12 protein-coding genes and 1 pseudogene are annotated in these 14,039 nt (G+C 41.1%); 9 read left to right on the forward strand and 4 right to left on the reverse strand.

What is annotated here, in order from left to right:
- Positions 1 to 79: 79 nt before the first annotated feature.
- Positions 80 to 991, forward strand: coding sequence for a hypothetical protein (locus ACN222_RS05195; protein WP_419756891.1), 912 nt, complete (start codon positions 80 to 82; stop codon positions 989 to 991).
- A gap of 89 nt (positions 992 to 1,080) precedes the next feature.
- On the opposite strand, the gene ACN222_RS05200 is transcribed toward ACN222_RS05195, so the two are convergent.
- Together ACN222_RS05200 and ACN222_RS05205 are read right to left on the reverse strand one after the other, a co-directional pair.
- Positions 1,081 to 1,863 carry an ABC transporter ATP-binding protein gene (locus tag ACN222_RS05200; RefSeq protein WP_010995220.1) on the reverse strand — a complete coding sequence of 261 codons (783 nt, stop codon included), beginning with the start codon at positions 1,861 to 1,863 and terminating at the stop codon, positions 1,081 to 1,083.
- Positions 1,853 to 2,987, reverse strand: a pseudogene (locus tag ACN222_RS05205) (branched-chain amino acid ABC transporter permease). The gene ACN222_RS05200 and the pseudogene ACN222_RS05205 overlap by 11 nt, the downstream one beginning before the upstream one ends.
- Before the next feature lie 199 nt (positions 2,988 to 3,186).
- On the opposite strand from ACN222_RS05205, the gene ACN222_RS05210 reads away from it, so the two are divergent.
- From ACN222_RS05210 to ACN222_RS05220, 3 genes are all read left to right on the forward strand, one after another.
- Positions 3,187 to 3,384: a hypothetical protein gene (locus ACN222_RS05210; RefSeq protein ID WP_010995222.1), complete on the forward strand. Its 198-nt coding sequence runs from the start codon at positions 3,187 to 3,189 to the stop codon at positions 3,382 to 3,384.
- Between the two features lie 129 nt (positions 3,385 to 3,513).
- Entirely contained in the window at positions 3,514 to 3,771 is a 258-nt protein-coding gene (locus tag ACN222_RS05215; RefSeq protein ID WP_044520806.1) for a hypothetical protein, read from the forward strand.
- Between the two features lie 104 nt (positions 3,772 to 3,875).
- Positions 3,876 to 5,462, forward strand: a complete 1,587-nt coding sequence (locus ACN222_RS05220) for a glucose-6-phosphate isomerase (protein ID WP_010995224.1) — start codon at positions 3,876 to 3,878, stop codon at positions 5,460 to 5,462.
- Between the two features lie 271 nt (positions 5,463 to 5,733).
- Here ACN222_RS05220 and ACN222_RS05225 read toward each other — a convergent pair whose 3' ends face one another.
- On the reverse strand, positions 5,734 to 6,903 hold the full coding sequence (locus ACN222_RS05225; RefSeq protein WP_010995225.1) for a glycerophosphodiester phosphodiesterase family protein: 1,170 nt from the start codon (positions 6,901 to 6,903) through the stop codon (positions 5,734 to 5,736).
- Between the two features lie 481 nt (positions 6,904 to 7,384).
- On the opposite strand from ACN222_RS05225, the gene ACN222_RS05230 reads away from it, so the two are divergent.
- Positions 7,385 to 8,263, forward strand: coding sequence for a helix-turn-helix domain-containing protein (locus tag ACN222_RS05230; protein WP_010995226.1), 879 nt, complete (start codon positions 7,385 to 7,387; stop codon positions 8,261 to 8,263).
- Positions 8,264 to 8,356: 93 nt separating this feature from the next.
- On the opposite strand, the gene gatA is transcribed toward ACN222_RS05230, so the two are convergent.
- Positions 8,357 to 9,817 carry an Asp-tRNA(Asn)/Glu-tRNA(Gln) amidotransferase subunit GatA gene (gatA, locus tag ACN222_RS05235; protein ID WP_010995227.1) on the reverse strand — a complete coding sequence of 487 codons (1,461 nt, stop codon included), beginning with the start codon at positions 9,815 to 9,817 and terminating at the stop codon, positions 8,357 to 8,359.
- Positions 9,818 to 10,268: 451 nt separating this feature from the next.
- Here gatA and ACN222_RS05240 point away from each other — a divergent pair, with 451 nt between their 5' ends.
- From ACN222_RS05240 to ACN222_RS05255, 4 genes are all read left to right on the forward strand, one after another.
- Complete coding sequence (locus ACN222_RS05240) at positions 10,269 to 11,621, forward strand: trans-splicing intein-formed DNA polymerase III subunit alpha C-terminal partner DnaE-C (RefSeq protein ID WP_010995228.1); 1,353 nt, start codon at positions 10,269 to 10,271, stop codon at positions 11,619 to 11,621.
- Positions 11,622 to 11,905: 284 nt separating this feature from the next.
- Positions 11,906 to 12,451, forward strand: a complete 546-nt coding sequence (locus ACN222_RS05245) for a hypothetical protein (RefSeq protein ID WP_010995229.1) — start codon at positions 11,906 to 11,908, stop codon at positions 12,449 to 12,451.
- A 364-nt stretch (positions 12,452 to 12,815) separates the two neighbouring features.
- Positions 12,816 to 13,271 (forward strand): hypothetical protein, encoded by a 456-nt coding sequence (locus ACN222_RS05250; RefSeq protein ID WP_010995230.1) that lies wholly within the window; start codon positions 12,816 to 12,818, stop codon positions 13,269 to 13,271.
- Between the two features lie 388 nt (positions 13,272 to 13,659).
- Positions 13,660 to 14,001: a DUF6464 family protein gene (locus ACN222_RS05255; protein ID WP_010995231.1), complete on the forward strand. Its 342-nt coding sequence runs from the start codon at positions 13,660 to 13,662 to the stop codon at positions 13,999 to 14,001.
- Positions 14,002 to 14,039 lie beyond the last annotated feature (38 nt).

Consider the following 14,039-nt stretch of genomic DNA (forward strand, 5'->3'; position numbering starts at 1 on the left):
GATTGCAATTACTTAACTAAAGTAACCTATCGTATATCCTGTTAAACAGATCAAAATAGAGAACAGGGGTATTTTTACTATGGCAAATCCGAGTTGTTCGTTGTGGATTTTTGTGGCGCGGCCGGATACATCTTTCCTTTTACAGACAATTCCTCATTTAGTAAAAGTGCATAACTTTCCTTTTGAGGAGAAGGTTTTAGCAGTTGATACAGCTCCACTGATGGGAGACAAAGTGACTCGTCCTCACATTGGGACAATGGAAGAACTGCGCGAGTGTACAGAGAAGTTATTACAAGCAGGTGTTGTGGATCGTGTCGTTGATATAAATTACGATGCAAATTACCATAATGAAGTTTATCGAAAACATTTTGGTACACCGATTCGCTTTACTCATAACTATAAAGGTTATCCCATTTTAGGTTCTATATTTAGCATCGAAGAATGTAAAAGTGAATATATGTTGCACTTCGATAGTGATATGTTGATGTTTCAACAACCCAATCACAATTGGATTGAAGAAGCTGTTAAATTAATGGAAGAAAATCCCAAAATGATGTTTGTGCGACCACTTGCTGGCCCACCAACAAATCAGCCAAAATCAGAGCCTTTTGATACTTTTAAAACCTTTGGTAGTAGAGTTTATTTAATAGATTGTAAGCGATTTGATAAGTTTCTTCCTGTCCCTGTGCTTTGGCGTTCTTACAACACAAAATGGATGAATGACTTACCAACTTCATTAAAAACTATTCTTAGCAACTTTACAGGTAAAGGTAAGTTAGATTCTTGGGAAATTATGGTAACTCAAAAACTAGAACAGACCGATTATTTCCGCGCTAACTTAACTAATCCTGCCGCTTGGACACTACACCCAAAAGATAGAAGCCAAGCATTTCTTCAAGCTTTACCTAACATGATCGCTAGAATTGAAGCAGGCGACTTTCCTCAGCAGCAAGCTAGGGAGTATGACTTGATCCCGCAAGCTTGGTATTAAAAATAACGGGTAATGGGTAGTGGGTAATGGGTAATGGGTAATGAAAGAGAATTTAATTTGTCCCCAGTCCCCAATCCCCAATTCATAAACTATTTGCCTAAATACGCCTCTAAAACTTGGGAATTAGTTTGGATTTCGGCTGGAGTTCCATCAGCTAAATTTTGTCCTTCAGCAAGTACCCAAACACGATCGCACAAGGACATGATCACATCCATGTTATGTTCGATAATCAAGAAGGTCATCCCATCTTGACGGTTCCAGGTGAGGATGCGATCGCAAATATCATCAATTAATCTGGGGTTGACTCCGGCTGCTGGTTCATCCAACAAAATCAATTTGGGATTAGTCATCAAAGCCCTACCCATTTCTAGCAGCTTGCGTTGTCCTCCAGACAAGCCACCAGCATATTCATAAGCTTTCTTAGCCAAACCCACCGATTCCAGCAAAAACATTGCTTGTTCTTGCAGCTGCTTCTCTTCCTTAACAACTACCTGGGGTTGTAACTGTACCTGCCAAAAATTCTCCCCTGTTTGCTTTTGGGCGGCTAGCAGCATATTTTCTAACACCGACAGCCTGGAGAGAGTCCGGGCTACCTGAAAAGTCCGTACCATACCCTGTTGGGCGATTTGGTGCGGCTGTAACTGTTGAATGGGTTCGCCATCAAAAATGACACGTCCTTTATCTGGGCGGATAAAGTTTGAAAGTAGGTTAAATAAGGTAGTTTTGCCAGCACCATTGGGGCCAATCAAGCCAGTGATACTGCCTTGTGCAACTTCGATTCTCGCTTCTTGAACAGCTTTAATACCGCCAAAACTCTTGCAAAGTCCGCTAGCTGCTAATAGGGGAAGTGGGGGTGACTGGTTATTTACCAAGGGTGAGTTCCTCCTTTTTCCCTAAGATACCTTGAGGCCGCCAAATCATCAGCACCATCAAAATTAAACCAATACACATGATGCGGAATGCACCCAGACGCGCCTCATCAAGGGGAATAATTTTCGGTAAAACTTCACGAGTAATGGCATCGTAAGCGAAGTAAATTACAGCACCTAAAATTGAGCCGATATTATTACCAGCGCCCCCTAAAATTACCATAATCCAAGAGTCAAAAGTTAGCTGTGGCTGGAAATTATCAGGATAAATGGCGCTGATTTGCCAAGCAAAGAAGGCCCCGGCAATACCAGCGATCGCACCCCCCCAACATGAGAGACTGGAGCTTATACCAAAAGACATTTTTACCCATTGCTTTAGGTATTTCTTCGTCTTCGCGGATAGCTTTTAACACACGACCCCAAGGCGATCGCACTAAATATTCCAACCGCCAAAATACAAACGCCAATACCAACAGCGAAACCAGCATTAAACCGGCTTTCGGGATGTAGTTATAAAGTGTAATGACACCAGAAATATAAATGGCTGTTGCCAGTAACCCTAAAATAATTCCCACACCGAAACGGGAAGCAATTTCTTGCTTGCTACTTGTTTTATCAGTCGCATCAGTAAGCTGTAATTTCTGCGCGTTCCGAATCCAGCGCCATAAGGAAAATACAGTCACAGCAAACAGCAGCGTTAAAATTCCAATCATCAACAGGCGGAAAAACAAATTTGGCTCTGTGGATAAAGGGATAGGATAACTCTGGACACCAAACGCTCCAGATACCCAGGTATCACCTACAGGTAAATCTTGGTTATTCACCACCAAGCGAATCAATTCTCCCGTCCCAATGGTGACAATGGCTAGATAATCTTCCCGCAGACGCAAAGTAGCAAAACCAATCACCAATCCCAACAAAGCGGCGAAAATTGCTCCAACAATAGCTGAGATAAATAACGGCACACCCTTAAGGCTTAACAATACGGTAGTGTAAGCCCCCAAAGTCATAAAAGCGATATGACCAAAATTAATTAACCCCGTAAAACCCCACTGTAAATTCAGTCCCAAGCTAAACAGGGCAAATGTGGCGGTAGAAATTGCTAAAAAAATTAAATATTCAATCATTAGTCATTGGTCAATAGTCATTGGTCAGTAGTCAATAGTCCATAGTCATTCTTGTTTACTCCCCCTACTCCCTGCCCCCTTGCCCCCCTACCTCTTCACAGTTCCCGACATTCTATCTCGACGCGACTGACTTATTGCCGTTCGCCCTGGGTCATTTTTGGGAACAATACCTTAGTGTTTTGGGTAATGCCAAAAATGTATGAACTTACTGAGAATTAGAATCCATCACTTAATTGAGCAGTTAAGCGATGAAGAACTGGAAAACGTTTGGCTGGATATGCACGCTTTGCATTGTGACTTTTATATGTTAAAGGCCATACAACAAGTTAAGCGATCGCAGCAACCGTGGGATATCTTAACTCAGGAAGAAGCAATACGGATGTTGATGTTTGTTTAGCGGGGACTGGGGAGTGGGTACTGGGGAGTGGGTACTGGGGAGTGGGGATGAAATTTACCCTCTGCTCTCCCTGCCTTCCCTGCTCCCCCTACCTCCCCTGCCTCCCCCATCTCTCTCAAGGTGACTTCAGTGAGTCTGGAAATGCGTTACGCCAGGTCGTTTTTAGTAGACCTGAAAAGTTTAGAGCCTGCTGCCTATCAGCGAGTTTATGATTTTATTTTTTCTGATTTTGCCCAAAAGTTGTCCTTGCATGGACTTCCAGAATTGCGACAACTGGATGATGAAGGTATATTTCATCGGTTTACGATAGATAATTATTTAGTTGGTATAGAAATTAGGGGTGAAATTGTAAAATTTCTCCGGGTCATACCTATGCCGGATGTTTGAGGTGAAGAAATTTTCAACACTTAAAACTGTATAAGACTAAGCAGGGATGGCTCTAACCTTACATTACACTTGTTTTTGAAGGACACTTTACTAGAGATTTCCCTATGGATGCGAAGGCACTTTGGCAACGATACCAAGAATGGTTATATTTCCACGAGGGATTAGGACTGTATCTAGATGTCAGTCGGATGCGTTTTGATGATGCCTTCGTGAAGTCGTTGCTGCCGAAATTTGACAAAGCATTTGCGGATATGGCGGAATTAGAAAAGGGTGCGATCGCCAATCCTGATGAGAACCGCATGGTGGGACACTATTGGCTGCGGAACCCAGACTTAGCGCCTACACCAGAAATTGCACAAGAAATTGTTCAAACCCTGGAACAAATTGAAGCTTTTGCGGAAAAAATCCAAACAGGTGCTATTCATCCTCCCAAAGCCAACCGCTTCACAGATATTATTTCCATTGGGATTGGTGGTTCGGCCCTGGGCCCCCAGTTTGTCGCTGAAGCCCTCGCCCCTGAATTTCCCCCTCTGAAAATTCACTTTATCGACAATACCGACCCCGCCGGCATTGACAGGATTCTCACACACCTGCGGAATCATCTTGCCAGCACCTTGGTTTTGGTCATCTCCAAATCTGGAGGTACACCAGAACCTCGCAACGGCATGATTGAAGTCAAAAAAGCCTACGCCGGACAAAATTTAGATTTTGCTCAGTATGCAGTAGCTATTACTAGTACTGGTAGCAACCTAGACAAAGTAGCTCAATCTGAAGGCTGGCTAGCAACATTTCCCATGTATGATTGGGTGGGTGGACGTACCTCGGAAATGTCCTCTGTAGGGCTAGTTCCTGCGGCATTACAGGGCATTGATGTCCGTGCCATGCTAGAAGGTGCAAAAGAAATGGATGACGCTACTCGCGTCCCAGAAGTGAAAAATAACCCTGCGGCTTTACTGGCTTTGTCTTGGTACTACTCTGGTAACGGCAAGGGTGAAAAAGACATGGTTGTTTTACCCTATAAGGACAGCTTGCTGTTATTTAGCCGTTATTTGCAACAGCTAGTCATGGAATCTTTGGGTAAAGAAAAAGATTTAGACGGTAATACTGTTTATCAGGGTATCGCCGTTTATGGTAACAAAGGCTCAACAGACCAACACGCTTACGTCCAGCAGTTACGCGAAGGCGTACCAAATTTCTTTGCTACCTTAATCGAAGTTTTGGAAGACCGTCATGGCGCATCTCCAGAAATAGACCCCGGTGTCACATCTGGTGATTATCTGTCTGGTTTTCTGCTAGGAACCCGCCAAGCTTTGTATGAAAATCAGCGCGATTCCATTACAGTGACGATTCCCCAAGTTAACGCCCGTACTGTTGGGGCCTTAGTTGCTTTGTATGAGCGTACTGTTGGTTTATATGCGAGTTTGGTCAACATTAACGCTTACCATCAACCAGGTGTAGAAGCTGGTAAAAAAGCTGCTGCTGTCATTCTGGATCTACAAACAAAAGTAGTAGGATTACTCCAAAAGGAAAAAACCGCCCTTTCTTTAGAGCAAATTGCTGAGAAAATAGGTGCAGCCGACCAAGTTGAAGCAATTTACAAGATTTTACGCCACCTTCAAGCAAATCAACGCGGTGTTGTATTCCAGGGAAATTTGGGACAACCAAGCAGCTTGAAAATTTCCCTTAGCTGATAATTCTTACTGAAATTCTCAACCCTTTCGGGTTGGGGATTTGGTACAGCTAATGCGCGCCTAAATTGCATAATTATTAATAAAGGCTGTTAACTGTTGACAGTCAACAGCCCTCACTATAGATTGTGCAACTTAAAAGCAGAATAGCTGAATGCGACGTAAGTTCGATGACTGGAAAAAACCCCTCTCCATAGGTACGCCTTTGTTGGAGACTCACGTTAAAAAATAAGGAATAAAGGGCTTACTACAAGCTCTTTATTCATCGTTTAACTTACTTACGACGGCGAAATAACCATCCTAAAAGTGGCACAAAACCTAATCCAAAGATTGTACCGGGTTCGGGAACTAAGGTAGAGCGCACAGCAAAAGCTGTGTCTGGATTATCGCTAAATAAACCATCTATACCTGTTTGATAAAATCGCTTATACTCTTCTTGGGGATTTCCTTGTAAGTTCGTTGGTAAGAAAACATCTTCATTGCGAAAAGTCCAAGCGTGGACAATTAAGCCGGCTGCGTGAGCATCATCAACTAAGGTTGTGGGCGACAATAAATTACCTCGACCATCTCTAGGAATAATTAAGTTTTTATTGGCTCCTATTCCATTAGCATAGGTAGCAATTTCTGCTAAACCTAAAGGTGTAATTAAATCCCTGTAAAGGCGAGAATCTCCATTAACTACAAAATCATAAGGTCTTCCACTGGGACTAATTAGTTGCACCAAAGAGACATTAGTTAATCGGTTGAGGTCTTTTAAATTGCTAACTTCAAATGATTGAATGTAAACTGGCGCACTTTCATCAACATATCCATTGGCATTTAAAACGCTCACCAAAATTTCTTCCATTGATAAACCAATGGAATCAAAATAAGTCGGGTGCTTAGTTTCAGGATAAATACCAATAGTCCGTCCCAAGGCTGCGCTTTGTGCTTTGGCTAAATCGATGACTTCTTGCAAAGTAGGAATTTCAAATTGTCTGTCATATTGAGTATTCTGGGGACGGATACCAGGAATTCTCTCTATGGCGCGGAGAGTTTTTAATTCAGCTAGGGTAAAGTCTTCGGTAAACCAGCCTGTAATGGAGCGTCCATCGATGACTTTAGTGGTTTTGCGGTCTGCAAACTGTAGACGCTCAAAAACATCTGTGCTGGTATCTGTGAGATTGAGCGTACCATCAGCGTTCAAGATTGCTAAAGCGTTTTCGTGACGGGCGACTAAAACACCATCTTTAGTAGCAACTAAATCAGGTTCAATATAGTCAGCACCCATTTGAATAGCTAGTTCATAAGCTGCTAAGGTGTGTTCTGGACGATAACCGCTAGCTCCCCGGTGTCCAATAACAATAGGAGGTTGACCCGTTAAGGTTCCTGCTAGGACTTGTTCTGTTGGCATAACTGTTAGTGTAGCCATTCCTAGCAAAAATGCTCCAAAGAAATGTCGCATGATTTCTCCTCACAAGTATTTGGTTACAAAAAATTGCTGAAAATAACTCAAGCGCTGTGGGTTGGGACTTTGAGCTACTGAAGTTTTTTCTGTGAAAACACTTGTATTAAGGTAGGAACCAAGCATTAAAGCCTAGTTAAACACTGATTATGTCTGTCTTAAGGTTCTCCATGAAATCTCAATGAGGACTTCCGTCTCTGGTGGGGCGGAGCATCGTTGCTGCTATTATTCTCAACAGAAGTAGCTCAGGATGGTAATCCCGTTACAAATGGGAGTATAGTATGATGCTATTTTATGGAAAAATTTATGAAAAATTAAATTATTTTCGACTCAGCAATAGAGATTAATATTCTCCAATTGGAATTTGGCATTAAAATTAAACGGACTACAAAAATCTATTAATAAATTAGTAACAATATTGACCGTACTCAAGTAGTCTCACTGCGAGATAGTAAACATTAACTCATACTAGGAGAAGACAGTGAACCTATTAAATGAGGCTCAAGAACAACAACTTAAGGAAATAAGTAAATATTTATTACAGGTAAGACAAGAGAAAGGTATACGTATAGAAGAAGTAGCTGCTAAAACAAATATTAGACTATATTTCTTACAATGCTTAGATGCAGGCAAGTTTGCTGAACTACCTGAGCCTGTTTACATCCAAGGATTTATCCGTCGCTATGCAGATATATTGGGTTTGGATGGACAGGCCTTGGCGAAAACTTTTAGTGTCAGTGGTGAATCTGCAATTCAAGAATCCCATCGTCATGAAGAGGAACAGATAAAACAAAGACCAAAACTTCGTATTCCTTTGTTTGTCCCTTACGTTTTATTGCTAGCAGTTGCGGCGGTTGGACTGATTTATGTACTCAATCCCAAACTAATCACTCAATCTTTGGCAAATAAACAAGACTCAGAAACGACTACCCCAAAACAAGCCAACCCTTCACCCCTGACAGTTGCACCCCAGGCTCAAACACCAGACTTACCAGAATCAATAGTTTCAGACTCGGAAAATTCTTCAACATCGTCTACAACAGCAGATGTGGGCGATAGTTCTACGACCACACCATCAGCCACACTTGGTAATGAAAATAATGCTAATTCAGCCGTTGCAGTGACATTAGAACTGCAAGGTAATTCATGGTTACAAGTGACAGCCGACGGTAAGACAGAGTTTGTTGGCGAATTAACCAAAGGCGATCGCCGAACCTGGACAGCAAAAAAACAGCTAACTGTACGTTCTGGTAATGCAGGTGCTGTACTAGTTTCCGTCAACGAGAAGCCAGCAGAACCTTTGGGCAGTAATGGTATTGTCAAAGAAGTAACATATACCCCGGAAGTGGTTAGTCAGTAATAATGGGTAATGGGTAATGGGTCAATTGTCATTAGTTAGTGAATCGTAAAAAACTCAAGAACAACTGACAACTGACAACTGACCACCGAAAATTTAAGAAATTTTTGGCTGACTTAGATGCCAACTAGTAGACTGTTCATAAGCGTAAGCTATTTGTAGTAGTTGGTCTTCTCGCAGTACTTTGCCAATTAGTTGTAGTCCAATTGGTAATCCCTGCTCATCAAAACCACAGGGGACACTTAAACCCGGTAGACCAGCCAAGTTAACAGGAATTGTCATCAAGTCGTTTAAGTACATACTGATGGGGTCAGCAGTTTTTTCTCCCGCTTTAAATGCTGTAGTGGGAGCAGTTGGGGATACTAACACATCAACATTTTTAAAGGCATTTTCAAAGTCTTGCTTAATCAAAGTACGTACTTTTTGGGCTTTGAGATAATAAGCATCGTAATAGCCAGCCGAAAGAGCGTAAGTACCAATCATAATTCTTCGCTTGACTTCTGCACCGAAGCCAGTGGCACGGGTACGCTTATACATGGACAGTAAATTGTCTCCTTCCGGCGCACGCCAGCCATATTTTACGCCATCGTAGCGGGCTAGGTTGGCTGATGCTTCTGATGGAGCAATGATGTAATAGCTAGGTACGCCATAACGAAAGTTGGGACAGGAAATTACATGAACTTCAGCCCCTAGACGTTGTAATTGTTCAATTGCTTTGGTAACGGCTTGTTCAACGACAGAGTCTAAACCTTCGCCAAAAGTTTCTTTGATTATGCCAATTCTGAGTTTACTTCTGGCTTTGAGGTCTGGTTTTAAGCTGGCTACATAGTCAGGGATTTCGACTTTGAGACTTGTGGAATCTTGGTGATCGTAACCTGCGATCGCCTTTAATAATATCGCTGTATCTTCTACTGATTTTCCAAAGGGGCCAATTTGATCCAAAGATGAAGCGTAAGCCACCAAACCATAACGGGAAACCAAACCATAGGTGGGTTTGAGTCCTACCACACCACAAAAAGAAGCTGGTTGACGAATGGAACCACCAGTATCCGAACCCAGGGCCACCACACATTCTTCCGCCGCCACAGCCGCAGCCGAACCACCAGAAGAACCGCCAGGAACTCTCGATAAATCCCAAGGATTCGCTGTCACTTGATAGGCAGAATTTTCCGTAGAACTGCCCATAGCAAATTCATCTAAATTGGTTTTACCAACCACTACAGCCCCTGCATCTAGCAGTTTTTGTGTCACAGTTGACTCATAAGGCGGCACAAAATTTTCCAGAATCCGAGAAGCACAGGTGGTGGGGATGCCCTTGGTACACATATTGTCCTTAACGCCAATAGGAATCCCCGCCAGTAGCCCAATTTCCTCACCTGCTGCTATTTTGGCATCCACAGCACGAGCTTGTTCTAACGCCTGCTGTGCCGTGATGTGTAAGAAACTATGCAGTTTTGGCTCTAGCTCTTGAATATGGTCTAAAGTTTCTTGGGTAATTTCAACGGCAGAACGTTCTTTTTTAACTAGCTGTTCGTGCAACTCGCGGATGGATGCCATGATTGCTCTCTTAGTGACTCAAGTCATTGATTTTAGTACATATTGTGCGGGATTGGTCAATGGTGAGTTGTCAGTTGCCAGTTGTCAGTTGCCAATAGAAGGAACGTTGTATACAACATCTGTAAATTAATTACTCTCCTTGCTCCCTCCGAAGTTCCGATCGGAGGAAGCCTCCGCTCGGACTTCTCTCTGCTCTCTTTACCCAATTCTTAATTAAAGAAACAGCAAATAGGTGTGTAATAACTGTATTTTCAGTGTTTATTTAAAATTTAACAAAAAATAGCAAGAAATTGCTGAATAATTGGCTAATAATTTTAGCTATTGTGGTGTAAGGGTATAGCAGTGTTCACTCGCCAATAAATTATATAAGATGGATTTTAGTAAAAGTTAAATTTTAGCTAAATATAGAAATTGATTTCTTAACTATAAAATTATTTCGAGGTATAAATAGATGATTAAAATAGCAAGCCGTAAGTTTTTAGGTGTAGAAAATGTCTATGACATTGGGGTTAGACGTGATCACAATTTTTTCATCAAAAATGGATTAATAGCTTCTAATTGTTTCAATAAATCCCATTCCACAGCTTATGGATATGTTACTTATCAAACTGCATATCTGAAGGCTAATTATCCATTGGAATATATGGCGGCGTTGCTGACGGCTAATAGCAATGACACAGATAAGGTGCAGAAATATATTTCTACCTGTCTAAGCATGAATATTCAGATAGAACCGCCGGATATCAATCGCTCAGGTGTAGACTTTACCCCAGTAGCGGGTAAGATATTATTTGGATTTTCGGCTGTGAGAAACGTAGGACAGAATGCGATCGCCTCAGTTTTAGAAGCAAGAGACACAACAGGAGAGTTTAAATCATTAGCTGATTTCTGCGATCGCATAGACTTACGTGCTGTTAATCGCCGTACCCTTGAATCACTGATTTACTGTGGAGCCTTTGACAAAATTGAAGCGAATCGTCACCAATTAATCCAAGATTTAGAATTAGTCTATGATTGGGCCCAATCCCGTGCTAGAGATCGTGCTAGTGGTCAAGGAAACCTGTTTGATTTATTAGGTGGATATTCTTCTACTAATACCAAAACAGCTAATAATGCCTTTGAAACTGCTCCTAAAGCTAAACCTGTACTAGATTATCCCCCACAGGAAAAATTACGCTTAGAAAAAGAATTATTAGGATTTTATGTCTCCGACCATCCCTTAAAATCTTTAAGGTCAGTAGCACCACTTTTAACACCAATTAATCTTTCACAACTAGGAGAACAACGAGAAGACACAAGATTATGTGTAATTGTCATGCTTAACGGTGTGAAAAAAGTCATGACAAAGAAAGGTGATGCAATGGCAATTCTGCAACTTGAAGACTTAACATCTCAATCAGAAGCAGTAGTTTTTCCGAAAACTTATGAGCGCATTAGTTTCTTACTTCAAGTTGATGCCAGATTAATTATTTGGGGTAAGGTAGACCGACGCGACGAACAAACTCAATTAATTGTAGAAGATGCAGAGCCAGTAGAAACTGTACAAATGGTGATGGTAGAACTTCAGCCTCAACAAGCAGCCAATATTGAAGAACTACATCGCTTAAAAACAATTTTGCAAGAACAATGTGGAGATAAAGAAAAAGCCAAAATGCCCGTAATTGGAATTGTGCAATCTGAAAATTCTCGGCGATTAGTACGTTTAGGTTGGCAATTTTGTGTTCAAGATGCTCGAATTACTGTGCAAGCATTACAAAATGCCAGATTTTCAGCACAACTTAAACCTCTGATTGGTGGTTCGTGAGGAGATGAAAGAGTGAGAAGAGGCAATACTTCTCTGCGTTCCTTGAGTGTGTTGTAGGCTCAGTAACAAGGGTACAGGGAGAAGAATATCTTACTCAGTACTCAGTATTACTGAGAAATCATCATATTAGTTAAACTACTACGTCAACAGTATATTGACATAGTAATTCTTGAGCTTCACAGTTTTTTTCGTTACTTATGCGGATGATGTTTTCCTGTAGTAAGTGGTATCTTTTTATGCCATGAGGATTTGGGCAAGAGCTAGGGGAAGGAGTTAATATTTTGATGATTGCAAATGATTTGAGTAAGTTTGTTTCCTATTGTAAAAAAATTCAACCCCAAACTCAGGAGGACATCAAGCAGTTTTTTGAAGGGGTGATTGCCTTTCCTTATGATAAGGAACTTCTTTTGCAAGCTTATTTATTTTTAAATATTCAAAACTTGTTCCCTTCTTGTTATGAATTGCTCTTGTTTGAAAAGTCCCCAATTGCTGATTATACAGACTTAGGTAAATGTGATTTTGTCTACCTAACATTTCAAGGTAATCTGTTTTTAATTGAGACAAAATTTATTGATACAGAAGCAACAGGCGCAACAGAAAGAAAACGCAGAAATAAACATAGAAATAAGGTATTTGAACAAGTAATTACCTTAAAAAGTCGGTTTGGTGAATATTGGGATATACGCTCTGAACAGTTAGAATGTGGGGTTTTTACCACAGACTCTGATATCGATTGGCGAGGAAATGGTATAAATGTTACAACTAAATCTATATCTATAGATAGTCTAGAAAAGTGGCGTAGAACCTATAAGCAAATTAATCAGGCTTAGTTATTTTAACATTCTTAAATATTGTATTCTTTTGGGCGATCGCTGATATTTTCTAGAGTTCGTAATAGCATTCAATATCTTTAAATATTTTCATTCAAGAAACTTAATATTTAAAAAAATATTAGGGGCAGATTAGTATACTGTCCCTATTTGTATGTACTTTTGTTGGTCGTCTACAATACCTTTTGGTTAACACATCTCACCTTTGAGACAGCAGAGGAGCCGAGGAGAACTTTGCACAGTGATGGGTGATTTTTTTCGTTGGAAGTCCCCAAACTAATGAACTCAATTTGCTATTTTGTAGTACAATTGTACTGAAGTTATAAAAATATCATGCAAACTCAGTAGGAGGGCGATAACATTTATGAAACAAATCGAACCTAGCTACAAGACTACTATTTCCCTACCATTAATGTTGCCACCAGTAACAGTAAATAAAGCCATAGTGCCTCTACAACCCCAATCGGACAATATGAGCAGTAGATGGGAGCATTTGATTACTGTTGTGCAGCATATCAACCAGATGGCACTGGAGTTAGAAGCAAAGATATTAGAACTCAAGACAATAGCCAGTACGATTAATAGTCAAATTAATTATTTAACAGAAAATAGCGATCGCTCATATATAAATATTTGCCTGTATTCTCCTGTGAGTGTCCCTTTGGTGAAACAACAGCCAGATCAATCATTTATTCTGACAACCCGAAAAGTTGATTTATTTCGAGCCGAGCGAGAAGCCGCACAACTAGCGCAACAACTCCGCCAGCACGCACAAAAGAAACAACCTGCACCGCAGCAAGGGAAAAAAATGAGGAATTGAGGGCGGGAGGGGAGGCTGACGGTATAGGGGTGTAGGGATTGATGAAACTATTATTATTTCGTTAGTGTGAGAGTCATCACTCATCACTTGATTAAAAACCTACACCTGTGAGAGGAGGTAGGGGAAAACAACATTATTAGCAACTGACTAATGACTAATTAGTGTGACATCAGCATTTAACCGTTGGGCTGTAACAGTTATGCTGATGGAAGTCATGTCATAAAGCCCTTGTCATACCCGGCAACTCGTCCACATTATGCAATAGGATAAATTAGGCTATAAGAACTCCACCACAAGGGGATGGGGTATTAAACCAGATGAAAAGCAACTGACGAATGACAACTGACAACTGACACACGCAGTGCAAATAAAAAGAGGTTAAGAGAAGGTGTTAAGAACACTTTTAGTAATGATCATTGGTTTCTTACCGTCCATGTTCTCCTTGTGGGTAATTCGTAAAACCCAATTACGGATGCGCTCACGCCTCAGACAAGCAGCCACAAATATTGCTAGGGTGCGGATACAGCAAGATATTAGACCTGTAGAGAGCGATCGCTATTATTTAGAAGGGGTAGGCTATTTAATTGGTGATATCAGTTGCAAATTCAACGCACGTTCCGGCTATCTCCGTTGTGCTGTTAACCCTAGTGGCCCTTGTCAAGGATGCCGCTATTATGAATGCCCTATGAGTGATGAAAACTCAACAGGGTTTAGGGGCTTAGGGGTTTAGGGGTTAGGAGAAGAACAGTATTTATAAGGTATCTTGAT

Source organism: Anabaena sp. FACHB-595, assembly GCF_048568275.1.
Classification (GTDB): Bacteria; Cyanobacteriota; Cyanobacteriia; order Cyanobacteriales; family Nostocaceae; genus Trichormus.

Excerpts from the sequence above, each read along its gene's own strand:
- ACN222_RS05220 (WP_010995224.1), top strand. The coding sequence starts at position 3,876 with ATGGATGCGAAGGCACTTTGGCAACGATACCAAGAATGGTTATATTTC.
- ACN222_RS05250 (WP_010995230.1), top strand. The coding sequence starts at position 12,816 with ATGAAACAAATCGAACCTAGCTACAAGACTACTATTTCCCTACCATTA.
- ACN222_RS05195 (WP_419756891.1), top strand. The coding sequence starts at position 80 with ATGGCAAATCCGAGTTGTTCGTTGTGGATTTTTGTGGCGCGGCCGGAT.
- gatA (WP_010995227.1), bottom strand. The coding sequence starts at position 9,817 with ATGGCATCCATCCGCGAGTTGCACGAACAGCTAGTTAAAAAAGAACGT.
- ACN222_RS05210 (WP_010995222.1), top strand. The coding sequence starts at position 3,187 with ATGAACTTACTGAGAATTAGAATCCATCACTTAATTGAGCAGTTAAGC.
- ACN222_RS05225 (WP_010995225.1), bottom strand. The coding sequence starts at position 6,903 with ATGCGACATTTCTTTGGAGCATTTTTGCTAGGAATGGCTACACTAACA.
- ACN222_RS05245 (WP_010995229.1), top strand. The coding sequence starts at position 11,906 with ATGATTGCAAATGATTTGAGTAAGTTTGTTTCCTATTGTAAAAAAATT.
- ACN222_RS05240 (WP_010995228.1), top strand. The coding sequence starts at position 10,269 with ATGATTAAAATAGCAAGCCGTAAGTTTTTAGGTGTAGAAAATGTCTAT.